The organism is Nocardia citri (assembly GCF_054065835.1).
Genome location: NZ_JBSUQM010000025.1, coordinates 13722 through 36374 on the forward strand (window position 1 = coordinate 13722; position 22653 = coordinate 36374).

The 22653-nt window shown below is 65.0% G+C and carries 24 protein-coding genes; 11 read left to right on the plus strand and 13 right to left on the minus strand.

The window, feature by feature from the left end:
• Positions 1-352 precede the first annotated feature (352 nt).
• Positions 353-718 carry a hypothetical protein gene (locus tag ACW2Q0_RS25535; protein ID WP_457193447.1) on the plus strand — a complete coding sequence of 122 codons (366 nt, stop codon included), beginning with the start codon at positions 353-355 and terminating at the stop codon, positions 716-718.
• Between the two features lie 139 nt (positions 719-857).
• Here ACW2Q0_RS25535 and ACW2Q0_RS25540 read toward each other — a convergent pair whose 3' ends face one another.
• Positions 858-1337: a hypothetical protein gene (locus ACW2Q0_RS25540; protein ID WP_457193448.1), complete on the minus strand. Its 480-nt coding sequence runs from the start codon at positions 1335-1337 to the stop codon at positions 858-860.
• 416 nt (positions 1338-1753) lie between these two features.
• Positions 1754-2203, minus strand: a complete 450-nt coding sequence (locus ACW2Q0_RS25545) for a MarR family winged helix-turn-helix transcriptional regulator (RefSeq protein ID WP_457193449.1) — start codon at positions 2201-2203, stop codon at positions 1754-1756.
• Positions 2204-2293: 90 nt separating this feature from the next.
• Between ACW2Q0_RS25545 and ACW2Q0_RS25550 the strand changes: the two genes are divergently transcribed.
• Positions 2294-3058, plus strand: a complete 765-nt coding sequence (locus ACW2Q0_RS25550; protein ID WP_457193450.1) for a dioxygenase family protein — start codon at positions 2294-2296, stop codon at positions 3056-3058.
• Between the two features lie 25 nt (positions 3059-3083).
• Positions 3084-3620 carry a DoxX family protein gene (locus ACW2Q0_RS25555; RefSeq protein WP_457193451.1) on the plus strand — a complete coding sequence of 179 codons (537 nt, stop codon included), beginning with the start codon at positions 3084-3086 and terminating at the stop codon, positions 3618-3620.
• 263 nt (positions 3621-3883) lie between these two features.
• Here the strand turns inward: ACW2Q0_RS25555 and ACW2Q0_RS25560 are convergent, their stop codons facing one another.
• Together ACW2Q0_RS25560 and ACW2Q0_RS25565 are read right to left on the minus strand one after the other, a co-directional pair.
• On the minus strand, positions 3884-5608 hold the full coding sequence (locus ACW2Q0_RS25560; RefSeq protein ID WP_457193452.1) for a GMC oxidoreductase: 1725 nt from the start codon (positions 5606-5608) through the stop codon (positions 3884-3886).
• Between the two features lie 44 nt (positions 5609-5652).
• Positions 5653-5925 carry a hypothetical protein gene (locus ACW2Q0_RS25565; RefSeq protein ID WP_457193453.1) on the minus strand — a complete coding sequence of 91 codons (273 nt, stop codon included), beginning with the start codon at positions 5923-5925 and terminating at the stop codon, positions 5653-5655.
• A 29-nt stretch (positions 5926-5954) separates the two neighbouring features.
• Between ACW2Q0_RS25565 and ACW2Q0_RS25570 the strand changes: the two genes are divergently transcribed.
• Positions 5955-6653 carry a TetR/AcrR family transcriptional regulator gene (locus ACW2Q0_RS25570; protein ID WP_457193454.1) on the plus strand — a complete coding sequence of 233 codons (699 nt, stop codon included), beginning with the start codon at positions 5955-5957 and terminating at the stop codon, positions 6651-6653.
• A gap of 58 nt (positions 6654-6711) precedes the next feature.
• Here ACW2Q0_RS25570 and ACW2Q0_RS25575 read toward each other — a convergent pair whose 3' ends face one another.
• Positions 6712-7050, minus strand: a complete 339-nt coding sequence (locus ACW2Q0_RS25575; RefSeq protein ID WP_457193455.1) for a 4Fe-4S dicluster domain-containing protein — start codon at positions 7048-7050, stop codon at positions 6712-6714.
• Positions 7047-8621: an FAD-dependent oxidoreductase gene (locus ACW2Q0_RS25580; protein WP_457193456.1), complete on the minus strand. Its 1575-nt coding sequence runs from the start codon at positions 8619-8621 to the stop codon at positions 7047-7049. Before ACW2Q0_RS25580 ends, ACW2Q0_RS25575 begins: the two co-directional genes overlap by 4 nt.
• A gap of 256 nt (positions 8622-8877) precedes the next feature.
• On the opposite strand from ACW2Q0_RS25580, the gene ACW2Q0_RS25585 reads away from it, so the two are divergent.
• From ACW2Q0_RS25585 to ACW2Q0_RS25610, 6 genes are all read left to right on the plus strand, one after another.
• Positions 8878-9648, plus strand: coding sequence for an IclR family transcriptional regulator (locus ACW2Q0_RS25585; RefSeq protein ID WP_457193457.1), 771 nt, complete (start codon positions 8878-8880; stop codon positions 9646-9648).
• A 302-nt stretch (positions 9649-9950) separates the two neighbouring features.
• The gene (locus ACW2Q0_RS25590; protein ID WP_457193458.1) at positions 9951-11036 is read left to right on the plus strand and encodes an ABC transporter substrate-binding protein; all 1086 of its coding nucleotides are present in this window, start codon (positions 9951-9953) and stop codon (positions 11034-11036) included.
• On the plus strand, positions 11033-11872 hold the full coding sequence (locus ACW2Q0_RS25595) for an ABC transporter ATP-binding protein (RefSeq protein ID WP_457193459.1): 840 nt from the start codon (positions 11033-11035) through the stop codon (positions 11870-11872). The genes ACW2Q0_RS25590 and ACW2Q0_RS25595 overlap by 4 nt, the downstream gene beginning before the upstream one ends.
• Positions 11865-12734, plus strand: coding sequence for an ABC transporter permease (locus tag ACW2Q0_RS25600; RefSeq protein ID WP_457193460.1), 870 nt, complete (start codon positions 11865-11867; stop codon positions 12732-12734). The genes ACW2Q0_RS25595 and ACW2Q0_RS25600 overlap by 8 nt, the downstream gene beginning before the upstream one ends.
• Before the next feature lie 8 nt (positions 12735-12742).
• Complete coding sequence (locus ACW2Q0_RS25605; RefSeq protein ID WP_457193461.1) at positions 12743-14089, plus strand: LLM class flavin-dependent oxidoreductase; 1347 nt, start codon at positions 12743-12745, stop codon at positions 14087-14089.
• 109 nt (positions 14090-14198) lie between these two features.
• On the plus strand, positions 14199-15131 hold the full coding sequence (locus ACW2Q0_RS25610; RefSeq protein ID WP_457193462.1) for a TauD/TfdA dioxygenase family protein: 933 nt from the start codon (positions 14199-14201) through the stop codon (positions 15129-15131).
• Between the two features lie 49 nt (positions 15132-15180).
• On the opposite strand, the gene ACW2Q0_RS25615 is transcribed toward ACW2Q0_RS25610, so the two are convergent.
• The 6 genes from ACW2Q0_RS25615 to ACW2Q0_RS25640 all read right to left on the minus strand — a co-directional run bounded on the left by ACW2Q0_RS25615 (position 15181) and on the right by ACW2Q0_RS25640 (position 20240).
• The gene (locus ACW2Q0_RS25615) at positions 15181-15720 is read right to left on the minus strand and encodes a hypothetical protein (protein WP_457193463.1); all 540 of its coding nucleotides are present in this window, start codon (positions 15718-15720) and stop codon (positions 15181-15183) included.
• Between the two features lie 595 nt (positions 15721-16315).
• Positions 16316-17146, minus strand: coding sequence for a class I SAM-dependent methyltransferase (locus ACW2Q0_RS25620; RefSeq protein WP_457193464.1), 831 nt, complete (start codon positions 17144-17146; stop codon positions 16316-16318).
• A 457-nt stretch (positions 17147-17603) separates the two neighbouring features.
• Entirely contained in the window at positions 17604-18701 is a 1098-nt protein-coding gene (locus tag ACW2Q0_RS25625; protein WP_457193465.1) for a DUF6301 family protein, read from the minus strand.
• Positions 18702-19143: 442 nt separating this feature from the next.
• Positions 19144-19386, minus strand: coding sequence for a hypothetical protein (locus tag ACW2Q0_RS25630; protein WP_457193512.1), 243 nt, complete (start codon positions 19384-19386; stop codon positions 19144-19146).
• On the minus strand, positions 19379-19888 hold the full coding sequence (locus tag ACW2Q0_RS25635) for a DUF3626 domain-containing protein (RefSeq protein ID WP_457193466.1): 510 nt from the start codon (positions 19886-19888) through the stop codon (positions 19379-19381). Before ACW2Q0_RS25635 ends, ACW2Q0_RS25630 begins: the two co-directional genes overlap by 8 nt.
• A 214-nt stretch (positions 19889-20102) precedes the next feature.
• Positions 20103-20240, minus strand: a complete 138-nt coding sequence (locus ACW2Q0_RS25640; RefSeq protein ID WP_457193467.1) for a hypothetical protein — start codon at positions 20238-20240, stop codon at positions 20103-20105.
• A gap of 322 nt (positions 20241-20562) precedes the next feature.
• On the opposite strand from ACW2Q0_RS25640, the gene ACW2Q0_RS25645 reads away from it, so the two are divergent.
• Positions 20563-21039: a nitroreductase family deazaflavin-dependent oxidoreductase gene (locus ACW2Q0_RS25645; protein WP_457193468.1), complete on the plus strand. Its 477-nt coding sequence runs from the start codon at positions 20563-20565 to the stop codon at positions 21037-21039.
• Positions 21040-21392: 353 nt separating this feature from the next.
• On the opposite strand, the gene ACW2Q0_RS25650 is transcribed toward ACW2Q0_RS25645, so the two are convergent.
• Positions 21393-22601 (minus strand): site-specific integrase, encoded by a 1209-nt coding sequence (locus ACW2Q0_RS25650; protein WP_457193469.1) that lies wholly within the window; start codon positions 22599-22601, stop codon positions 21393-21395.
• Between the last annotated feature and the right edge of the window lie 52 nt (positions 22602-22653).

The following is a 22653-nucleotide window of genomic DNA, read 5'->3' on the forward strand; positions in this document are numbered from 1 at the left end:
TCGGCGCCACGAATGGCCGAGATGTAACTGGTGGCACAGAGACCGTGCCCGGTTCGCGTTGTCATGCACATTCGGATGCGTATATCATCCAAATGGTATCAACATCTCGACTGTCGGTGTCCTCGCGCGTCAGTTGCTGCCGTCTGACCGTGGAGGGGACGGTCAGACGGCGCCCTGTTCGAGCTACGGCATTTGTGGCGGATACCAGGTGATCCGGCGAGCGCTGACCAGATCACCCGAATTCCGGCGGAGTGCTTCCGCGACAACGTGATTCGGGCCCATGTTCGGCCCGGACAATGGCGTTGCCGATCGGAGGTGCCGGGGTGGAGGTTGGTGTGGTCCGCGTTCGGTCGTGCTGTGCACGGCCGCCGTCCTCGCCTGTTCGAGCGGTATCGCGTTCGCCGATTCCGCACCGGACCCGGACACACCGATTCCGGTGCGTGACTTGGCGGCTGCACGGCAGGAGTGCGCGGTATTGCTGCTCATCGCTCCGGTGCGGCATTCGGTATTCGGTGGTATCACGGAGTGTTTTCTACCGCCGGATCACCGGACTCGGTTGGTGCAGGAGCACTTCGACGAGATCTTCCCGCTATGGCGGATCGATCCGATCTATTCGATCATGATGCAGTACATCGCCCTCGGCATGGCCCGCGCTGTTCACCGATGCCACCGCGCTGCGCATGCTGCTGGCCCCGGCGACTACGCGGCTGCTCGGTGACGCGTGCTGGTAGGGGCGTGCCCGGCTGCGGCGCATCCAGCGAAAAGTCGTTGCCCGCGAACCGATGACAGTCGAGGCGGACCCGATGTCGACGCCCGATCGTCGACCGGAAGTGGACCCGAACTCGGTCTGACGATACTCAGCTCGCCAGATGGGTGAGTTGCCGCTTGCGGCTGGATTCGGCGGCCCGCACCGCGGCGGCGATGGCGACGACGGGCGGTACCCAGCGCGCCTCACTCGGGGAAATCCCCCAGCAGGCAGACCCGGCCGAGAGACGGGTCGGCGGGAGCGGGATGCTCGCACCGTCGGTGTGCACTATCGCACCGACGGCACGCAGCGCGTCGATCGCCATGGCCGCCTTGCCGGCGCCGACGACCAGGTGGATTTCGCGACGCTGCGGACCCGGGATTTCGATCACCGGACCGGACAGGTTATTGGCACGAAGATAGCGGCGCACGGCAGCGGCCAGTGCACCGGTGAGTTCGACGGCCGATATCTGCTCGTCGGTGAACATGCAGACACCGTTGGTCGTTTCCGCGACCGTCCAGCCACGTCGACGGCAGTACTGCACCGCATCCGACGTGGCCTCGGTGACGGAACTGGGAAACGTCGTCGGCACTATCTTCTCCGTTCTCGACTCGAATCTGCGACCATCAGCGTCACATCCATACCTGGGCATCAAATCCGGCCGGGCTTAGAGTTTCCCAACAGATTTCTTACGGCCCTGATTCTGCGTTGGTCCCAGGGGCGGTCACATCACTCCGGGGTCGCGGCCGCTTGCTCCTGTGCCCGGACCCGAGTACCGGGTCCGGGCAAGCCCCAAGATTGCTGTGCCGTCTCCTGCGTGAAATACGCTGCGGCAGAGGAGGGATCGCGCCTGGCATTACCCGGACTCCGTGCGTCTGGCCTTCCGGTCACCGGTGGGTCGACACAGCGTGGCCAGGTCCATGACGTAACCCACTGCCCGCCCGCGCTTTTCGAGTCAGGAATCGACACGGTCGGTCGAGCGGCGCATGTCGCCCCGCGAGCGGAGAACTAGCCGAGTCGGCGCGCGACCTCGCTGAGGCCGGTGGCGATAGCGTCTTGTTGTTCGGGTGTCAGCGCATCGATGAGGATGCGGCGGACCGTTTCGACGTGGCCTGGAGCGATCTGCTCGAGGCGCTCGCGGCCCGCTGGCGTGAGATTGGCGATAACGCCGCGGACATCGGTCGGGCAAGCTTGACGGCGCACCAGACCGGCCTTCTCCATTTGGGTGACCTGGTAGTTCAGGCCGCTTTTGGAGGTGTAGAGGGCATCGGCCAATTCAGTCATGCGCAGCTGGCCTTCCGGCGTCGCGGCGAGGCGAACCAGGACCTCGTACTGGGTGTGTGAGAGCCCTTCCTGTTTGAGGTGCTGTTCGACGTGTCGGCCGACGAGCGCCCCCGCCGCCAGGAAACCCTGCCAGGTGCGCATCTCCCGCTCGTTCAGCCATTTCGCGCCAGCCACGAGGCTCATTCTACCGGGGTTGTTCAAATTTGAACAAAGCGCTATAGTCGGTTCGCGTTCAAATTTGAACTACTTGTACGGAGGACAGTGATGGCCGGACTGATGCCAGTGCTCTACCTCTCACACGGCGCACCGCCGCTGGCCGATCACCCGCGGTGGCCCGGTGAGCTGGCCGCGTGGTCGCGCGAATTGCCGCGTCCCACGGCTGTTTTGATGATTTCCGCGCACTGGGAAGCCGCGCCGATCGCACTGGGCGCCACCACGACTGTGCCGTTGATCTATGACTTCGGTGGGTTCCCGGAGCACTACTACCGGGTGAAATATGCGGCACCCGGAGCTCCGGAGCTGGCGGAGAAGGTGCGCAAACTGCTCGGCGGCGGTGTTGTCGATGTGCCGGATCGTGGGCTGGACCATGGCGCATATGTGCCGCTGAAGGAGATGTATCCCGACGCCGATGTCCCGGTGTTGCAGCTGTCGATACCGACGCTGGACCCGCGGCGGCTGATGGAATTGGGCCGTCGGCTCGCGCCGCTGCGTGCCGAGAGCGTGCTGATCGTCGGCAGCGGATTCTTCACGCACAACCTGCGCGCCATGACCGCCGATGACGAGCACGTCCACGACTTCACCGTCGAATTCGACGACTGGGGCCGCGAAACCCTCGCCGCCCACGATCTCGATGCCCTGCTCGACTTCGAAAACAAGGCCCCCGCAGCACATCTCGCACATCCACGCACCGACCATTTCGCGCCGCTGTTCGTCGCCCTCGGTGCGGGCGCGGACGATTTCGACAACCAACGCACCGTCATCGACGGGTTCTGGCTGGGCATGGCCCGGCGCTCTATCCAGTTCGGCTGATCCGCCCCATCATGAAAGGTATCCCATGACCGCGACCATCACGGCGCCCGCCGCACACACCGAAACCGCAACGCCCACACACACTTATGACCTCGGTTTACTTGTCCTACGATTGGTCGTCGGGCTCACCATGGCCGCGCACGGCGCCCAAAAACTGTTCGGCTGGTTCGACGGCGGTGGCTTGGACGGAACCGGCAAACTCTTCGAGATGAGCGGCTACCCGGCGGGCAAGGCGATGGCCGCGGTCGCGGGTCTCACTGAAACCCTCGGTGGCCTCGGCCTCGCGGTCGGCCTGCTTACCCCGCTCGCGGCGGCGGTGCTGGTCGGAACCATGCTCAATGCGATCGCCGTCAGATGGGGTGGCGGCTTCTTCGCACCGAAGGGCATCGAATACGAAATTCTCCTCACCCTGGCCCCGGCTTCGCTCGCCCTCACCGGTCCGGGCCGATACGCTCTCGACCGCGCAATCCCGGTCCTGCGCAACCACCGCCTCATCTTCGGTATCGCCGCGATCGTGCTCGCCCTCGTTGTCGCGGGCGGGGTCCTGCTCGTCCGCAACTGACGCGACACTTCATGGAGACCCGCCGGGCGGCACCGCCCGGCGGGTCTCCGGGTTATCCAGTCCCGCCGCGCGGCCCCACGTCATCCCGGGGTTCCGCGCCCAGGTCAAACGATCACCATGTACTGGTGGCGCATCGTCCAAGCGAGAGACCAACGCCACCAATACAGGGTGATCGTTTCCAATCGCACCTGCACTCCCACGGGGGCTTCTGCATCGATCGCCATTGCTGGAACTGGATGTTCGGCCGTGATCGAAGGGCTTTCTCAGCCGGCGGCGGACTTGTGGGTGCGGATTTCGACGATCGGGAGGATCAGGGCGGTGGGGGCGTCGGCGGGGACGACCGGGTTGTCGGGGGCGACGGGCTGGATCTGTTGGTAGGCGACGCCCTGTGCGGGGCGCAGGTCTTGTTCACCCTTGTTGGGCCAGTAGGCGGCACAGCGTTCGGCCTGGGCGGTGATGGTGAGCGAAGGGTTGACGCCGAGGTTCGCGGAGATGGCGGCCCCGTCGACCACGCTGAGAGTCGGGTAGCCGAAAACTCGGTGGTAGGCATCGATTACCCCGGTGTCGCGGTCCGCGCCGATGGGTGCGCCGCCGAGGAAGTGGGCGGTGAGCGGGATATTGAAGACTTCGCCCCAGCTGCCGCCCGCGACGCCGCCGATTTCCTCGGCGACCTTGCGGGTCACCTCGTTGCCTACCGGAATCCAGGTCGGATTGGGTTGGCCGTGGCCCTGTTTGCTGGTGAGCTTGCGGCCGAACAGGGTGCGCTTGGTGTAGGTGGTGATCGAATTGTCGAGGTGCTGCATTACCAGCGAGATGATGGTGCGCTCGCTCCAATTCTGCACGCTCAGGAAACTGATGAGCGTGAACGGGTTTCGCACCACCTGCCCGAGGAACCGTAGCCAGCGCGGCATCCGGCCGCCGCCGTCGACCATCAGGGTCTGCAACAGCCCCATCGCATTCGAACCTCGGCCGTAGCGAACCGGCTCGATATGGGTGTCGTGGGTGGGGTGGATCGATGACGTGATCGCGACGCCACGGGTGAAGTCGACGTCCGGATTCACCTTGCGGGTCGCTGCGCCCACAATGGACTCGGAGTTGGTGCGCGTGAGTTGGCCGAGACGGTCGGACAATTCGGGGAGTACGCCGCGATCGCGCATGGCGTGCAACAACTTCTGGGTGCCGAGGGTGCCGGCGGCGAGCACGACCTGGCCCGCGGTGTAGGTCTGCGGGCGCCTGTGGAACCAGGCGCCGGTGCGTTCGGTCGAGACATCCCAGGTGCCGTCGGGCAGCGGACGGATCGAGGTCACCGTCGTCATCGGGACCACCTGTGCGCCAGCCTTTTCCGCGAGGTACAGGTAATTCTTCACCAGGGTGTTCTTCGCGCCGTGACGGCAGCCGGTCATACATTCACCGCATTCGAGGCAGCCGGTGCGGTCCGGGCCGACACCGCCGAAGTACGGGTCCGCCACGGTCTTTCCGGGCTCGCCGAAGAAGACGCCGACCGGGGTCTGCACGAAGGTTTCGCCGAAGCCCATATCCTCGGCGACTTTCTTGAACACCTCGTCCGCCGGTGTCAGATGCGGGTTCTGCACTACGCCGAGCATCTTCTTCGCGCGCTCGTAGTACGGGGTGAGCTCGACGCGCCAGTCGGTGATATCGCGCCACTGCTGGTCCTGGAAGAACGGCTCCGGTGGCACGTAGAGCGTATTGGCGTAATTGAGCGAACCGCCGCCGACACCCGCGCCGCCGAGGATCAGCACATTGCGCAGTGGGTGAATGCGCTGGATGCCATAGCAGCCGAGCTTCGGCGCCCACAGGAATTTGCGCAGGTCCCAACTGGTTTCGGGCAGTTCGTCATCGGTGTAGCGCCGACCGGCTTCGAGGACACCGACCCGGTAGCCCTTTTCGATCAGCCGCAACGCCGTGACGCTGCCGCCGAATCCTGAACCGACCACGAGTACGTCGAAATCCGTCGCCCGTTGGTCCATGTGGTGCTCCTCGATCCGTGTCGCCGGTGACACCGGTAACACTACTACCGAGTAGCAAAGGGGCAGAGCTGGGTTTGCCGCCAGGCGACGGTGGCCGCGATGGCCTCGTCGATCAGGGTCGGAAGCAGGCCGAGCCCCGCATCGCGGGCGGCGGAGTCCGGCACGAACGGCCTGGTGGCCTGGTAACTCATCTCGGCCAGCGCACTCATTGTCTCGTTGGGGAGGCCCACCGTGCGCAGCAGGTGGCCGGTGCCGCGAAGACCGTGCAGGCCGCGATAGGGGCTGAAGTCAAGAGCGGCGCTCGCATTAGTTGACATCGCTCTCTCGAGCGCGCATGGTGATCGGTATGGCAACGACACCACGTGCCCGAGCCAGGGCCCAGACCATGAACGATATCGTCCGAATCGGCCGCGAACATCTGGCCACCGACGGTGCGGCCGCCCTCTCGCTGCGCGCGGTCGCGCGGGATCTCGGTGTGGTGTCCTCGGCGGTCTATCGATACGTGCGCAGCCGCGATGAACTGCTGACGCTGCTCGTGATCGATGGCTACAACGCACTCGGTGACGCGGTCGACGCGGCATTGGCCGATGCTCCCGACGATCCGATCGAGGGCCTGCGCATCGTCGGGCGCGCCGTCCGCAACTGGGCGCTGGCCGAACCCGCGCGCTACGGACTTTTGTTCGGCACACCGGTTCCGGGCTATGACGCCCCCGCAGAGCAGACCACCGGCCCCGGCACGCGGGTTATCGCCACCATGCAAACCCTCTTGGCCCGCGCCTACCGTGCCGGCCTGCTCACCGCACCAGCCAAGCTGCGCCCGGCATCCGCCCCGCTCGCAGCCGATTTCGCCGATATCAGGGCAGCATTCGGCCACGATCTCCCGGACTGGCTCCTCGCCCGCGGCATCACCATGTGGGTCGGCCTGTTCGGCGCCGTAACCTTCGATGTCTTCGACCAATACGGTACCGACACCTTCGCCGACCGCGCCGAATTATTCGAACTCCAACTCGACGCTCTCCTCGAACAAATCGGCTACCGTGGCTAGGGTCGCAGGCGCGGCGACCACGCCGGGAGTACTTGATCGCATTCGAACTCGCGCGTGGTCAGGTGCTGAGGCGGGGTGGTGGCGCACCGTGGGGGAGTCGAGGGCCGATGGCGAGCAGACTGCCTGCGGTGCGGCCCTTGCCCCAGCCGATCTTCTCGCGGTAACGGCCGATCTGATCCTGGGCAATCAGGCTGCCGGGCGGTAGCGGGGTGGATTCGGGGTCGACGTAGAGGGCGTCGGTGGGGCAGTAGGCCTCACACATAAAGCACGTCTGGCAGTCGGATTGCCTTGCGATGACCGGGATTCCGGATTCGGTGCGGTCGAATACATTGGTGGGGCAGGCATCCACACATTTGTCGCAGCCGATGCAGGCGTCGGCGAGTACGACTTCGATCATGATGCGAGCTCGGCGGTCTTGGTCCACACGGCGTCGAGGCCGCCGGACAGAATGTGGTGGCGCTGTGCCGGATCCTGCTCCGGATGGTCGGCGCGCTTGCTCATACCACGAGTCTCGGTGCGCGCCAGGGCCGATTCGTACATCAACCGGCCGACTGCGGTAATGGCCGCGGCTTGCCTGGCGCGGATGCGATCGTCACCGGTCCGACCACCGAGTTCCTTACCGGCGCGCTCCCATAGCGTATCCAGCGCGTCGAGTGCGGACCGTAGCCGTTCGCCGTGCCGTAGATAGTTTTTCTGGAACGGAATCAGCTCAGCCTGCGCGGCCTCGACTACCTCGGCCGCCGAGAGCGTGGGCGAGCCGGCGGGCAGCAAGCCGGTTCGTCCCGCACCACGCAGGGCCGCATCGTCCGGTCGAGACGAGCCTAGCGCGAAGTGTGCCGCACCTGCGCCTGCCCAACTCCCCGACGACATCGCCCACGCCGAATTGTGGCTGCCACCACCGGTGAAACCGCCACAGATGCGTTCTCTGGTCGCCGCATCGCCCGCTGCGAACAAGCCCGGAACCGTCGTCGCGCAATCGTCGTCCACGATATCGATGCCGCCGGTGCCGCGCACCGTGCCCTCGGCGAGCATATCGACCTCGAAACGATCGGTGAACGGGTTGATGCCGCGCCGATCGAACTGCAGGAAGAAGTTGGGCTGCCCAAGCCGCATCTGTTTCTGCACCATCGGATCGGCCCGGTCCAGTTGGGCGAATACCTTCTCCGACAACAGGGTTCGCGCGAGCACCGATCGGCCCTTCGTGGAGCCCGCACCCTCGAGCACCTGTCCATCTTCGTGGAAGAATGTCGCATAGCCGTAGTAGGCGGTCTTGGTGATGGTCGAACCCTTCGGCACGATCGCGTAGGCGTTGGAGAATTCCATCCCGGAGAACCGCGCTCCCACCTCGGCGGCCATGAGCGCGCCGTCGCCGGTGTCGACATTGGTGCCCAACGCGCGGGACAGGAATGCGCACCCGCCGCTGGCCAGCACCACCGCGCCCGCCGCGATGCGATAGTCGCGGTCGAGTTGACGCTGGTAGCCGGCCGCGCCACGCACTGTGCCGTCATCGTCGACAAGTAGTTCGAGAGCCGGTGAATGGTCGAGGATCCGGACGCCGCGCCGCTTGACCCACGCGCGCATCCGGCGCATGTATTCGGGCCCCTGCACGCCGGTGCGCAACTGCTCGCCGGTCGCCGGATCGGTCGGGAACGGATACTTGCCCTCTACGGCAAGCCGATTCATGTTGGTGTAGGTCTGCTCGAGGACGCGATCCATCCAATAGTGATCGGCGAGATGGCCGCCGAGTGCCTCCCGGCTGGCCTTGGCATTGGCACGGGCGGTCGCCTCCGGGGCGACATACCAGACGCCGGTGCCGGAAGGCGCTGTCGCGCCGCTCGTTCCGCAGTAGCCCTTATCCACCAGGGTCACCTCGGCGCCGGCCTCCCGCGCGTGGATGGCGGCCCATGCGGCGGCCGGACCGCCGCCGATCACCAGCACATCGGTGCTGGTCTGCCAGAGTTCACTCATGCGTCTGCTCCTGATACGTCGGGATTGCGGGCCGACAAAGGCGGCAATGGTCGGCAGAATGCGGGGTCAGCGCAGGGAATTCGATTCTGTGACCGTCATCGGAAGTGCGAAACCCTTCGAATCAGCGCGATTTTGACGCCACCGACCTTCCCGCGCGAGAAATCGGCGCAGCGGGCGCAGAACCATTGCCGGGCCGGTATCGCTCGGCGATAGTTCTGGCCACATCCCGATCGGTAGACATATCAGGAGGACAACCATGACTGCCGCCGATCAACCCCGTTCGGGTGCGCAAGCGGTCGACCGCGCGATTCATGTACTGAACTGCTTCGAGGGCGATGACCCCGAGCTATCGGTGAGCGAATTGGCGCATCGGGCCGGACTTCCGGTCAGCACCACATATCGGCTGGCCCAGGCATTGGTGCGGGGTCGGCTGCTGGAGCAGAATCCGGCGACCGATCGCTATCGCATCGGACACGGGCTCGCATCACTGGCCCGGCCCGCGCTATCGCGGCTGGGCATCGACGCGGCCGCACCGCACCTCTACGCACTGGCCGCGGGCATCAAGATCACCGTCAGCCTGAGTATCGCCGACGACCGGGACGCGGTCACGGTCTTCCAGGCGCGGCCGCCGGTCTACTTCTGCCCCAACCAGTTGCCACAGGCCCGTCAGCCACTGCGCTCCAGCGCCGTCGGTCAGGCCCTGCTGGCCTTCGCGCCTGCTGTCGACGGACTCGATCGAAGGCCCGCGCCGCTGCCGACGACGGATCTGGATCGCGTGCGGCGCAGCGGTTTCGCCGTGGAGATCATCGAGCGCGCGGATCCGGTTCGCTCGGTGGCGGTGCCGGTTCTCGGCCCGGATAGGCAGGTGTGGGGTGCGCTCGGCGTGCAGGCCCGCTCGGCGCGGCTGAACGAGGAGCTGGTGCGCGGCATCGTGCCTGCTATGCGGCAGATCGCGGGCCGGATCGGGCCACTGTTCCAGTCCACCGCCGCGATCACCGACGCGCCGGTGGAATTGTACTCACGGTGATTTTCACAATGTGAAATCGGCATTGTCGTCCATGGCGGTCGACCCCACTATAGACACAAAGCCGCGGGGTCGCCGCTTCTATCCGAGTCCCACGAAGGTCGTTGACATGATCGAATCCATTGCGCTGATCCGCCGTCGCACGGTGGATTTCATGCGTCTGCCACATGGAGTCTGTCGCGCCTGAGTTCCGCGGTCGCCGAAAAGGTTCCGCATTAGCCGAATCAGGTAATTTTCCGCGCTTACCTGCCATTGCAGCGTGCCTTATCGCGTTGTGGCAGTGCGCATTGCGTGAAAGAACTCTCATGACGTTGTCCCAGAAATCCAGGCCACGGTTCGTCCGTGCGGTGGCCGCCATTCTCACCATCGCCACCGCGGTCGCGGTGCTCGCCGGTTGCGGCAAGTCCGAGCCGGGCACCAATGCCGACGGCAAAGCCGTACTGCGCTACCAGGGTGCGACCGGCCAAGTCCAGGCCTACGAATTGGCGGACGATCTCGGCTACTTCAGCAAGATCGCGCTGCATTGGGAGGGCGACACCACCAGCGGACCGGCGAATATCCAGGCTACGGCGACCCGTCAGATCGAGTTCGGCAGCGCCTTCAACGGTGCCGTCGTCAAGTTGGTCGCGGGCGGTGCGCCCGTGACGTCGGTGCTCAGTTCGTACGGCGCGGACGAGCAGTCGTTCACCGGCTACTTCGTCCGTGACGATTCGGGCATCAAGTCGCCCCGGGATCTGATCGGCAAGAAGGTGGGCATCAATACCCTTGGCGCACACCATGAATTCATCACCCGGGAATGGCTGCACCAGCAGGGGCTGACCGAACAGGAGATCAAGCAGGTCGAGTTGATCGTGGTGCCACCGGCCAATACCGAGGACGCGCTGCGCAAGGGCCAGATCGATGTCGGCGCGCTCCAGGGAGTCTTCCGGGAGAGCGCGGTCGGGCGCGGCGGTGTCCACACGCTCTACACCGATAAGGATCTGTTCGGTCAATTCGACTACGGCACTTATGTTTTCCGCAACGACTACATCGCCCAGAATCCGGAAGCAGTCAAGGACTTCGTCCAGGGCACCGCGCGGGCGACGCGCTGGCTGCAGGTGACCCCGCGTGATGAGGTGGTCGCACGCTTCGCATCGATCATCAACAAGCGCGGGCGCAATGAGAATACCGATCTGTTGAAATTCTGGCGGAGTCCGGGCCTTCCGGTCCCCGGCGCCGTGATCGCGGAGAAGGAATTGCAGATCTGGATCGATTGGCTGGTCCGCAACGGTGACCTGCCCGCCGGAAAGCTGGCGGCGAAGGATCTGTACACCAACAAGGACAACCCGTACGCCAATGGGACCTACGGTCCGACCACCGGACCGACTGGAGAGGCGGTCGCGGCGAAATGAGTCAGGTGAAACTGGCACTCACCGGAGTGCGCAAAAAGTTCCCGGTCCGTGGTTCGAACGAGGAGTTCACCGCGATCGAGGATATTTCGTTGGAACTGCGCGATGGTGAGTTCCTGGTGCTCGTCGGCCCGAGTGGTTCCGGGAAATCGACGCTGCTGGATCTGCTCGGTGGGCTGAGCAGGCCGAGTGCCGGGCGAATCCTGTTGGACGGCAAGCCGATCAGCGGACCCGGACTCGATCGCGGCATCGTTTTCCAGCAGTACGCACTGCTGCCGTGGCGGACCGCACGCGCCAATATCGAATTCGGTTTGGAGGCCAAAGGTGTCCGGCGCCGGGAGCGTCGGACGATCGCCGACGAGTACCTGGAATTGGTGGGGCTGACCGGATTCGGCGACCGCTATCCGCACGAGCTGTCCGGCGGTATGAAGCAACGTGTCGCCATCGCGCGCAGCCTCGCCTTCGATCCGGAAGTGCTGCTGATGGACGAACCCTTCGCCGCGCTCGACGCCCAGACCCGGGAGTCATTGCAAGACGAACTATTACGGATTTGGCGGGCGACCGGCAAAACTATTCTGTTCATCACCCACGGCATCGACGAGGCCGTCTACCTCGGCCAGCGGGTCGCCGTGCTGACCTCCCGTCCCGGGCGGATCAAGGCGATGGTCGATATCGATATCGACCGTCGTTCCGGTGCGGACGTGCGTTCCAGCGAACCCTTCCGAGAGGCCCGGCACCAGATCTGGTCGCAATTGCAGAGCGAAGTCACCCGGGCGCAGGGACTCGAGCGTGAGTCGCTGTCGGCCACGAGCATCGAGAGGAAGCCGGTTCATGTCTAGTGCGGTGCAAGTCGTCGAGAAGTCACGGCCGGTCATCATCCGCGGCCAAGCCGAGTCGGAGCCGGCGCGGAAAGTAGACGTATCGCGGGTGTTGCGGGCGGTCGGAGCGCTGACATGGCGAATCTTCAAGCCCACCTTCGCTATCGGTCTGCTGGTCGCGGTGTGGGAGGCGGCGCCGCGACTCGGTTTGGTGGACGAGGTATTCCTGCCGCCGTTTTCGACCGTCGCGCGGGCCTTTGTCGATCTGGTGCGCAGCGGCGAGATGTGGGAGCACGTTTCGACCAGTCTTACCCGTTCGGCGACGGGATTCTCACTCGCGCTCGCGGTGGCCATTCCGGTTGGTGTCGCCATCGCGTGGTACCGACCGGTGGCGGAGTTCCTGAATCCGATCCTCGAATTGTTCCGCAATACCGCGGCCTTGGCGCTGTTGCCGGTGTTCATCCTGATTCTCGGTATCGGGGAGACATCCAAGATCGCGCTCGTCGTGTACGCGAGTTTCTTCCCGATCCTGTTGAACACGATCACCGGTGTGCGCACCGTGGACCCGCTATTGATCAAATCCGCTGTCTCGTTGGGCTTCGCGCCGATTCGGCTGTTCCAGAAGGTGGTCCTGCCCGCCGCCGTGCCGTCGATCTTCACTGGTGTGCGAATGGCCGCCGCCTCCTCGATCCTGGTACTCATCGCCGCGGAAATGGTCGGTGCCCGTGCGGGGCTCGGCTATCTGATCACCGCGGCCCAGCAGAACTTCCAGATCCCGAATATGTATGCGGGCATTCTCGCCATCTCACTGCTCGGGCTGAGTTTCAACGGCCTGCTCGTGGCCCTCGAACGCCGCCTCTCCCGGTGGCGCACCTCCCATTAAGGACTCCGATGTCTTTACCTCCGAAGCAATTCCATCTCAATGCCTTCCTCATGGGCGTCGGCCATCATGAGGCGGCGTGGCGGCATCCGCGCACCGAGGAGCGGCGAGTGCTGGATGTACGGCACTTCCAGGAGCTCGCCCGGATCGCCGAACGCGGCAAACTCGATTCGGTCTTCTTCGCCGACGGATTGGCGGTGGGTCCCCGGATCAAGCGAAATACCCTGGCCGTATTCGAACCGGTCACATTGCTTGCCGCGATCGCCGCGGCAACCGAACGGGTCGGGCTGATCGCGACGGCGTCGACCACCTACAACGAACCGTTCAACCTGGCACGCAAATTCGCCTCACTCGATCACATCAGCAGCGGTCGGGCGGGCTGGAATATCGTCACCTCGGGTAACGAGGACGAGGCCTTCAACTTCGGCTTCGACGCCATACCCGAACACGCCAGGCGCTACGAGCGGGCACAGGAATTCGTCGATGTCACTGTGCGGCTGTGGGACAGCTGGGAATCGTCGGCGATTGTGCTCGACGCCGATGCGGGCATCTTCGCCGATCCGGACAAGGTGCACACCATCGACTACGCCAGTGATCGTTTCCGCGTGCGCGGTCCACTGAATTCCCCGCGCAGCCCCCAGGGGCGGCCGCTGCTGGTGCAGGCGGGGTCGTCGGATAGCGGTAAGGATTTCGCCGCGCGTTACGCCGAGGCAGTGTTCACCGCACAGCGCTCGCTCGCCGAGGGGCAGGCGTTCTATCGGGATCTGAAGGCGCGCCTGCCGAAGTACGGTCGTTCGGCTGGTGACCTGAAGGTGCTGCCGGGCCTGGTGCCGTTCATCGCCGATACCCGCGCACAAGCGCTGGCGCTCGAGCAGGAATTCACCGATCTCATCTCGCCGGATTACGCCCTGCGGCAACTGTCCACGCTGCTCGGTGTCGATCTCACCGAATACGCACTCGACGCACCACTACCGCCGCTGCCCGCCGAGAGCGAAATCGAGGGCGGGAAAAGCAGATTCACTCTCGTCAAAGAGCTGGCCGAGCGTGAGAACCTCACGGTGCGCCAACTCATCGGCAAACTGGGCGGCGGGCGCGGACACCGGACCTTCGCGGGCACACCCACCGATATCGCCGACGAACTGCAGTCCTGGTTCGAAAACGGCGCCGCCGACGGCTTCAATATCATGCCGCCGTACCTGCCGGGTGGTCTCGAGGACTTCGTGGACCGGGTGGTCCCGATTCTGCAGGAGCGCGGCCTGTTCCGCACCGACTACACCGCGACAACGCTACGTGGTCACTACGGATTGGCGCCGGTCGAAAGCCAATTCGCCCAGGTACGAACCGAACTCGGCGCATGAGTCCCCACCTGACCAGGCGGCGAGCCGTCGACTTCATGCGCATGGGCAGCAGCGGTTGTCGCCGAGGTCCCGCCGCTCAAACCCATCCATTGCCGAAGAAAGTGCGACCATGACCGCCGTTAGCGAAAACCTCACCACCACCCTCCGGATCACGCCCGTCGCCGGACATATCGGCGCCGAGATCGCAGGCGTCGACCTGCGGGCCGAACTCACCGATCGGGAGGTCGCCGATATCACCGGGGCTCTCTACGAATACAAGGTGTTGTTCTTCCGCGACCAGCACATCGGCCACGCCGAACACATCGCCTTCTCCCGGCGATTCGGTGCCGTCACGCCCTCGCATCCCTACGACGACGACGCGCCGACCGAATTTCCGGAAATCCTGGCTGTCGACAGCCGGCTCTACGAAAAGCGCTTCGGTGTCAAGAAATTCACCTACACCAACCACTGGCACACCGATGTCTCCGCACTGATCAACCCGCCCGCCGCCTCAGTGCTGCGGGCCGAGATCGCGCCGGAACGCGGCGGGGACACCAGTTGGACGAATCTCGCCGCGGCCTACGCGAACCTGCCCGAGTCGCTGCGCACGTTCGTCGAAGGCCTTCGCGCCGTGCACCGGTTCGGCGGCAGCCGTCCGGCATGGAACGAAGAGAGCGATTACGCCAAGAAGGTCGCCAACGCCCCGCTCGTGACCGAACATCCGGTCGTGCGTGTGCATCCGGTGACCGGTGAGAAGGTGCTCTTCGTCAACCCCGGCTTCACCACCCACATCGTCGGTCTGAGCCCGGCCCAGAGCGATGGCGTACTCCAGCTGTTGTTCGACGAACTCGCTAATCCGGCCTACACCGTCCGATTCCGTTGGGAGAAGGGCAGCCTGGCATTCTGGGACAACCGCGCTACTGCCCATCTGGCCCCAGGCGACCTCAACCACCTCGACGTCACCCGCGTGCTGTACCGCACGACACTCGAGGGCGATATTCCGGTGGGCGTGGATGGCGAGCAGTCACGGTCGATCTCCGGCGAACAGTTCACCGGATCCTGAGATGGATCGGGGTCGGCACCATCGGTGCCGACCCCGATTTCCGCCGGCCCTATTCACTACCGATGGTGAGGATCCGCTTCCCTCCGGCGTGGCCGGTTTCGGAGGGAAGCCCCCGGTTCGCCGCCCGAATCCAGGACTCGGTCACCACGATGTCGGCCGCCCACTTGCCCGCCGCCGTCGACCTGGTGGCGACCATTCTGGGCGGCATGTTCCTACAGACCATCAGCTGGTGGCTGGCCAACGACCGGTTATCTCGGACGAACTCGCCATCCGCCAGGCCCGGCTGGCCTCGGCGATCATCCGAGATATCGAATCGCCGAGTTCCGGGCCGCAACCCTCGAATCTCGTTGCCCGCACATCGCCCAGCGGGGGACAGTAGCCGCGTCGGCGCAGCTGGCGGCAGGTCGACGAAGGAGCAGGGGTTGGGGCCGGGGCCGTGGGTTGGGCGGTAGGACGCGGTTATAGATGTTGTGCGCCGACCGCGACGCCACCACGCCAGCAGTCGGAAGGCATTCCGCCAATCCGGGCAATATCTCAACGGCGACACCGGATCCGTCCACTTGACCAAGGTATCCGCGCGACCGTCCATCTCGTGTGCCTCCCCGAAAGCAGCCGTGCGGAAGTCTCGGGACCGGGGCTCATCCGGGCCGTGAGGAATCCTGACCCGGTGAAATGGCTGGGGGAGTGGGGCGGCCTGGCGCCAGGGTCAGGAGTGGGGAAATGCATAGGGGCGCAGGGGAATTGTGTGGTTCATCGCGATGTGCGCGGCGGTTTGGGCATGGCGAAGAAGACTGGGTACGACCCAAAATACATTTAGGTAGGTAGATATGCGCATTTATATATGTAATCTCACAATCCAAAGACACCACAAATCAGCAACCAACCAAACGCACCTCGCAACAACCACACTCAGCACAGGAGGGCAACGCGGAGAAGGTAGACCTTGACTTCGAGCGTGCTCTAAAACCTAGCTTTGGTGGCTTGGCGGCCATATCGATCACCGGACCGAACAAGGGCCTCGGCTTCGGGCCCGGGCGCACCATCTACTTCGGGACCCGGGTTACCGAACGGTCGCTTGGGTGCGCGGGCGGTTGGACTCGAAATCACGGATGATGGGTCCGTGGCCGCAGCGGTACAGACCATCGAGGCCGACGGCGGACTGGATGTCCTGGTGAACCCGGAACCTACGTCGACGCCGACAGCGCGCTGCCCTGGTGATCGACCACGGCCGTGGCGACGATGTATCCCTTGGGATCGCGCCATGTCCACCCCGGATGATGGGTGAACCAATCTTCGACGTCCTCACGCAGATCGTTCAGAATCGCCTGTCGCCGTGGATGATTCGGGGTGACGCCGTAGAACGTGAACAGCGCCTCGGCAAAGCGGACCAGCGGATCCGGGGTTTCGAAGACGAGCGCATTATCGGTTCGCTTGATCCGCACTTCTCCGAAAACCTCGGACATCAGCTCCGGCAAGGTGTCGGAGTCGACGGTCATGGTGACCGCATCGGCCGCGCCGAGGCCGTAGGTCGCGGCATGCGCGGCCACGAGTTCGGTCGTGTGCGGATAGGTTCCAGGATGGTTGACGACCACGGCCACCGTTCCGCCGGGTTTGGTCGTGCGCCGGAATTCCCGGAGCGCGGCGACCGGATTCGCGAGATGGTACAGCATATGCCGGGCAGTGAGCGCATCGAAGCTGTTGTCGTCGAACGGGATCCGTTCCGCACTGCCGAAAACGCCGCGTACCCCGAACACGGCATTCGCGGCGGCGACCATCGCCGGGGAGGTATCGATACCGACTAGCGGACCCTGGTGACCGCTGTCGGCCAGGTGGGCGAGGAAGCGGGCGTCACCGCAGCCGATATCGGCTAGATGTTCGGCTCCGGTTAGGTTCAGCGCAGTCAGCACATCCGCGGTAGGGTCATCGGGCCGCTCCGAATAGCGGTCGTGGGTGTCGATCCGCACCTTCAACGGTGTCGGATCGGCATATTCGGAATCGAGACGGTAACTGCACATCGCGGTCATCCTTCGGTCCAGTTGGCCGGTGGTTGACCAGGTCGCCGGCTCGGCGATCGGGTCCGCTGGCTTTCCGGCGGTGAGCGTACCTCCCGAGGCGGCGCGCGACGTCCCCTTTCGTCGGGGCGGCTACGAACCGTCCGACCGTCCAGCGGTAACGGTGGGGAGCGGCAGGGTGATCGGTGTGGTTTCGATCGGGTCGCGCGTATCGTCGGCGCCCAGGCGTTTGTTGTCCAGAATAGGTTCGCCGAGTCCGATTTTCTCCCGAAAACGCTTCTCATCCGGCAAGGTGGCGGGGCGAGTGTGCGCTTGGGCCTGGCGGTGTTTCTGTGCAGTCTGCCGTGGCTGGGGTTCGTCCCGGACAGGGGCACCACCGCGCCGCCGGTGGCGGTGGCACGTTCGCATCGGTGCTCCGCATCCGGGCGACAGAACACCCTCGGCGCAGCGCTGAACACGGTCAGGAGTTATCGGGGCTCAGCCCGAAGCGGATTTTCCACAGGACTCGGGACGATGGCCGCTGTCGGCCCTCATCTGTGTAGCCCTCATCTGTGTAGCCCTCATCTGTCCAGGCCTGGCTCAGTCGCAATTCCTCTGGGGTTGTGGCGATTTCACGCAGGCGGGCCAGGGTTGCGGTCGCTGCGTCTTCGCTGCCCTCGATCGTCAGCGGATAGGTCTGGCTGAAAAGCTCTTCGCCGTTGTCCCACATCTCGATGTAGCACGTGCCTGCATCCGTGGAGAAGACGCCTTGCACAAAGCCTTTCGAACTGCGGCTGTCGATCGTCCACACGATATTGGTGACGTACTCCCGCAGCGTGGGCATATCCGCGCCCAGTGAGCTGAACAGTTCGCGGAGCCTGCCGTCGAGGCCATCCCATGTCGTCGCGGGCGGCTCAGGATGACCCCACTCCGGCATCCCGCCATTGCGGGTGCGGTCGGGACGCACTTGCCAGCTGTCCCGACTCTGCCATTCCTCATTCCACTTCCATTCCCAGTGCTCGCGGCCGGCCGACGGCTGAGTGGGTTCGATGCCAAGGTGGAGGTTGGAGTATCGGATCGAACGCGTCAACCTGATGGTGATATCCGGTCCACACCACATCGCGAAGGCGTCAGGTCCACCGATCAGTGGTGGCGCGCCGAGCAGCCGCACGCACGCTTCCAGCGCCGACGCGTACGCCCGATCCAACTGTGCTGGAGTGACATACTGTGTCATCGACAACTCATAGAATTCACCGAACCCCCACCGCTCGGGATCCATATGGTCAGGCGTCACCGCCGCGCTCACATACGACCACTGCGAATCCGTCTCGATGACGGCCTTGACCCCGTACCGGTCCTCCTCGACCGGCCAACCCATCCGCTCGAGAATCCGGTCGACATCCACGCGAGACCACGACCCGAAATCCGCTCCCACGAGCAGCGGGATCGCATCGAGCAGCTGGCACCCCTCAACCAGATTGAGGATCCGCTCGGAATATTTGTCCGGTCCACGATTGAGGCGCAGGAATCGTGCTGTGGCCGCATCGATCTCGACCACTTCTTGCTGGTGTTCACTCACGCGGCGAACTTAGCAACGGCCACTGACATACCGGAGGCCGGAAAGATCACAACGCCGAGTGCGCACGCATCCCCACCGCTGACCGCACTGACCAACTGCCGGGCGCGGAGCAACCCGTGGCCGGAACCCTTTGCAGCGCAGAACATCCGGTCTTGCCGCTTGCAGGCGGCTCGGACCGTCCGAGCGGCGGCCGGACGCACTGACGTGCCGATTACATGACGATTGACGAGTGGCAACGTGGCAACGTGGCATCGTGGCGACGTCCGCTTCTGCGGCATGGCGCGCGGTATCGTGGATCGGAAACGATCGTTCGCGAGACACCGTGCCGTGCGCTCCGCGCCTTCTATCTTTGTCGCCCGGTCGAACTTGCTTCTCATCACCGGGTTGCGTCGTGTTCGGCAACGAACCCGAGGAGTCGGGGTATCACCTCCTGCGGGAGTGCTCACAGCCGTTTACCGAACCGGGCGAGGTAGTGCCAGACCTTCTTCAGCTCGTGCGGGTCGGCCCACGCGCGTGCCCGGCCGAGGATGTGTGGGGTGAGCGTCTCGGTCTCGGTGATGGCTTCGGCCAACTCGACGATCGTGGCACCGCGGTAGTCGGGGCGTGCGCGGATCTGCTCGATGCCGAGGGTGTAGCCGTCGTGCCAGCCGATCGGACAGGGCAGGCTCGCAGCGACGTCATGGATAGCGGTGTCGCGGTAGCTGGGGTCGAGAGCGAGTTCCTCGACGTCGTCGGCCCAGGGACAGCGGGCCGTGCAGGTGAGCTTCGATGTAGTGGTCGAGCGGGTCGGCCATGGTGGTCTGCTCGACCGCGCTGATCAGGTCCATCCGCATCGCGGTGCCGAAGGAGTCCGGTTCGAACACGCTGTCGGGGAAGCAGAAGGTGGTGCGATCCAGTGTGTGCTCGGCCAGTCGCAGATAGCACGGGCCGAAGCGGGGTGATCCGCCATAGCAGTCGGCGCGGTGGTTGAGTGAGCCGTATTTCGGCCGCTCCGAGGCCGACGCCTGGTCGTAGCAGCCGCCGAACATGCGGCTCTCCCACAGCCAGCGCGCACCGCCCGGATGCGCCGACAGCCCGCCATTACCTATCCCGGTTTCGAACTGCGACCGATACAGCCCGTCCCGAGCGAGAGCGGCGAGCACGGTCACGTCCCCAACCAGGGCGTCGGGATGGAAATGCACCCTCACCCGCAGAGTTCGATCGGCCGGCGCGCCCGCGGCCACCACGGAGGTGACATACGCCAAAGCCGATGCAGCAGGATTACTGGCTGTCCGGCGTGCGCTGGAGGACAAATCGCTCCGCGCACTCTGAGACGGCATCCATACTGATGTCCTACCGGATGCACCAGCTCGGGGGAATTTCAAACCCAGGCCCCACTGGCAGTCGGTGCAGGCGTGTGGGTTATGAACTGCGCCGGGGTGTGATCGTGAGATCTGTCGGGCCGAGGATCTTGCCGAGGGTTGCGGCGAGCGCGTGCAATTCGTCGGGCTCGAGCTTGTCGGCGAAGTGTCGCTCGATACGTGCCAGATAGCCAGGCATGGCGTGCAGACGCGCGCGACCGGGTATCGGTAATGGCGACGAATCCGGATCTGCTGTCCTCCGGGTTGGATTCGCGTTCGACCAGACCCGGGCCGCCATCTCGGTGGCGAGCCTGCTGACCCGTGTGCGGCTGCGAGCCAGGGCTGCTCGGGACAATTGGCGCTGGTCGAGGTCGAGCGGTATGCGGGCGGGCTACCGGATGGGGCTGTTTTTCAGTCACCGGACACAGTCGAGTGGGTGTCGTAATGGCACAGGTGAGGCTGTTCTCAACGCGGGATCCCGGATGCGGTTCGGTATGGGATTTCTGTCAGGATTTCGAATTATGGTGTCGAATCCGCTGCCTGCGCTAGCTCGCTGGATCGCGGGGAAACGCTGGGTCATGCGCACGGCGCCGCTGGTGCTTCGGCTGGAACGGTTCGTCCGGTGGGTCAGCCGTGGTCGTCACGGCGTGCTCGATCTGGCGGGATTGCCCTCGATCGAGATCACCGTCGCGGGCCGCAGAACCGGGATCCCGCGCACGACATCCCTGCTGTATGTGCCGCGCGGTGACGACTTCCTGGTCATCGGCTCCAACTGGGGCAGCCTCGAGCATCCGGTGTGGTCGGCGAATCTGCGGGCAGCCAGCACAGCGATCGTTCGTTTGAAGGGTGAGCAGTTCGACGTGACTGTCACCGAGGTGACCGGTATGGATCACAAACGCGCCTGGGATCTGGCGGTCGAGTTCTGGCCCGGCTACGAAATGGAATGCGAACTGTCCGGCGGGCGGGTATTTCGCATTTTCGAGTTGCGCCGCGGCTGAATCACTATGCGGCGGGAATGATCGGCGTCCGGACGCGGGACCGGCGCGGTCGATGCGGTGGCGGGCGAACTCTGCTTCGGGGGCGGCGGTGGGCCGACGTGAGCACCGGCGGATCGCCCGGCGCGGGCACGATGACCCGGGCCGGAAGTCTTGTCGGTGATCGGCTCGGCGCAGTCGGAGGCGTCGGATTCGCCGGTGGCGGACACGATCGGGCCCCATGGGTGACGGTCGACAGTGCGATCGCGGCGGTCACAACCGAACCTCGCTGATATTCGACATGTTCGGCAGCGCCCACACGATCCGCGCTATCTGCGCATCCACACCGATCAGCGTGTGGATTCGGTGCACACGTTCTAAAGGCCGAGTTTGGTGACGGCGTTGTCCTCCAACGGGTTTGCGGTGCGAATGTAGTTGTGCACGGTGCGCGGGTTGGACCAGCGGCCCTGTCGCATGATCTCGCGGTCGCTGGCCCCGCCGAGCGCGGCCTGGGTGGCGAATCCGGCGCGCAGTGAGTGTCCGGAGAAGAGGTCCGGATCGAGTCCGGCGCGCGCGGCATAGCGTTTGACCAGTTCGGCGATCGCGCGGCCGGACATGGCGTCGGCGCCGATGCCCCCGTGGCGGGTAATGGTGGGAAACAGTGGGAGGGTGTCGTTTTCGGCGAGTGTAGTGCCCTGGTAGCCGTGGCAGCGGTGGATGTCCGGCGACGGCGACGGTGCTTCGGCCAGCCAGTCACGCACATCGCCGTGCACGCGATGCGCTTCGAGGAGTTGGATCCAATCGGCGAAGGCGCAGACCGGGCAGGTGTGTGGGCGCTGGCCGCGCGGGAGTGCGACGCGGTGCTCCGCGATACCAGTGGGGTCGGTTTTGGTGGTCGGAAGTTGAACGAGCAGTAGCGGTTCACCGGTGCCGTGGTCGAGATCGACGCGCACATCGGCGATCCGCAAACCGGCAAGTTCGCTGCGGCGCAATGCCCCGGCGAATCCGACGAGCAATGCCAGCGCGTCGCGGCGGCGCGCGGGCTCGGTCGGCCAATCCGGCTCCGGCAGTCCCGCGAGCAGTTGTTCGAGGGTGTGCAACAGCACGGGGCGTTTGCGTTTCGGCTGTGTGCGCCGGGTCCGGCGGATACCGCGCAAGGTCAGGCGAACGACATCCGTACGTGTGGGTGACGGTAGTCCGTTGGCGGCGTGTACCGCCGCGATGGCGGCCGACTTGCGCTCGAGTGTGGCCGCGCTGAACGCCCACCGCTGCGCACCATCGTCACTGTGGCGCAACGCATCCGCTGCGGCCGCCAGATACACCGCGACATCGAGGGGATCCGCCGGCAGCGCTTGTCGCCCCTCCGCCGCGCACCATCCGGCCCAGGCGATCCAATCGGTTCGGTACGCCCGCAATGTGTTCGCCGACTGCGACGCCTCCAGATACCGCCGCAATGCCCCGGCCTGCTCATCATCGAACCGCTCCCGCACCAACCGCAGCGCTACGGTATCGACGAGCACACTGCGCACGCCACGGCGCAACTCCGTGCGCACCGACTCCGGCACCGCGATCACCGCATCGCCCACCCGCTCGCTCCCATCCACTCAGCCCGGACCGGTCCTGACCGTCGACGACCAA

Bases quoted from the DNA above. Each gene is read 5' to 3' on its own strand.
- ACW2Q0_RS25590 (WP_457193458.1), top strand. From the start codon at position 9,951: ATGACGTTGTCCCAGAAATCCAGGCCACGGTTCGTCCGTGCGGTGGCC.
- ACW2Q0_RS25610 (WP_457193462.1), top strand. From the start codon at position 14,199: ATGACCGCCGTTAGCGAAAACCTCACCACCACCCTCCGGATCACGCCC.
- ACW2Q0_RS25555 (WP_457193451.1), top strand. From the start codon at position 3,084: ATGACCGCGACCATCACGGCGCCCGCCGCACACACCGAAACCGCAACG.
- ACW2Q0_RS25600 (WP_457193460.1), top strand. From the start codon at position 11,865: ATGTCTAGTGCGGTGCAAGTCGTCGAGAAGTCACGGCCGGTCATCATC.
- ACW2Q0_RS25565 (WP_457193453.1), bottom strand. From the start codon at position 5,925: ATGTCAACTAATGCGAGCGCCGCTCTTGACTTCAGCCCCTATCGCGGC.
- ACW2Q0_RS25615 (WP_457193463.1), bottom strand. From the start codon at position 15,720: ATGGACGGTCGCGCGGATACCTTGGTCAAGTGGACGGATCCGGTGTCG.
- ACW2Q0_RS25585 (WP_457193457.1), top strand. From the start codon at position 8,878: ATGACTGCCGCCGATCAACCCCGTTCGGGTGCGCAAGCGGTCGACCGC.
- ACW2Q0_RS25580 (WP_457193456.1), bottom strand. From the start codon at position 8,621: ATGAGTGAACTCTGGCAGACCAGCACCGATGTGCTGGTGATCGGCGGC.
- ACW2Q0_RS25620 (WP_457193464.1), bottom strand. From the start codon at position 17,146: ATGTGCAGTTACCGTCTCGATTCCGAATATGCCGATCCGACACCGTTG.
- ACW2Q0_RS25645 (WP_457193468.1), top strand. From the start codon at position 20,563: ATGGTGTCGAATCCGCTGCCTGCGCTAGCTCGCTGGATCGCGGGGAAA.
- ACW2Q0_RS25640 (WP_457193467.1), bottom strand. From the start codon at position 20,240: ATGCCTGGCTATCTGGCACGTATCGAGCGACACTTCGCCGACAAGCTC.
- ACW2Q0_RS25595 (WP_457193459.1), top strand. From the start codon at position 11,033: ATGAGTCAGGTGAAACTGGCACTCACCGGAGTGCGCAAAAAGTTCCCG.
- ACW2Q0_RS25560 (WP_457193452.1), bottom strand. From the start codon at position 5,608: ATGGACCAACGGGCGACGGATTTCGACGTACTCGTGGTCGGTTCAGGA.
- ACW2Q0_RS25550 (WP_457193450.1), top strand. From the start codon at position 2,294: ATGGCCGGACTGATGCCAGTGCTCTACCTCTCACACGGCGCACCGCCG.
- ACW2Q0_RS25605 (WP_457193461.1), top strand. From the start codon at position 12,743: ATGTCTTTACCTCCGAAGCAATTCCATCTCAATGCCTTCCTCATGGGC.
- ACW2Q0_RS25570 (WP_457193454.1), top strand. From the start codon at position 5,955: ATGGCAACGACACCACGTGCCCGAGCCAGGGCCCAGACCATGAACGAT.
- ACW2Q0_RS25575 (WP_457193455.1), bottom strand. From the start codon at position 7,050: ATGATCGAAGTCGTACTCGCCGACGCCTGCATCGGCTGCGACAAATGT.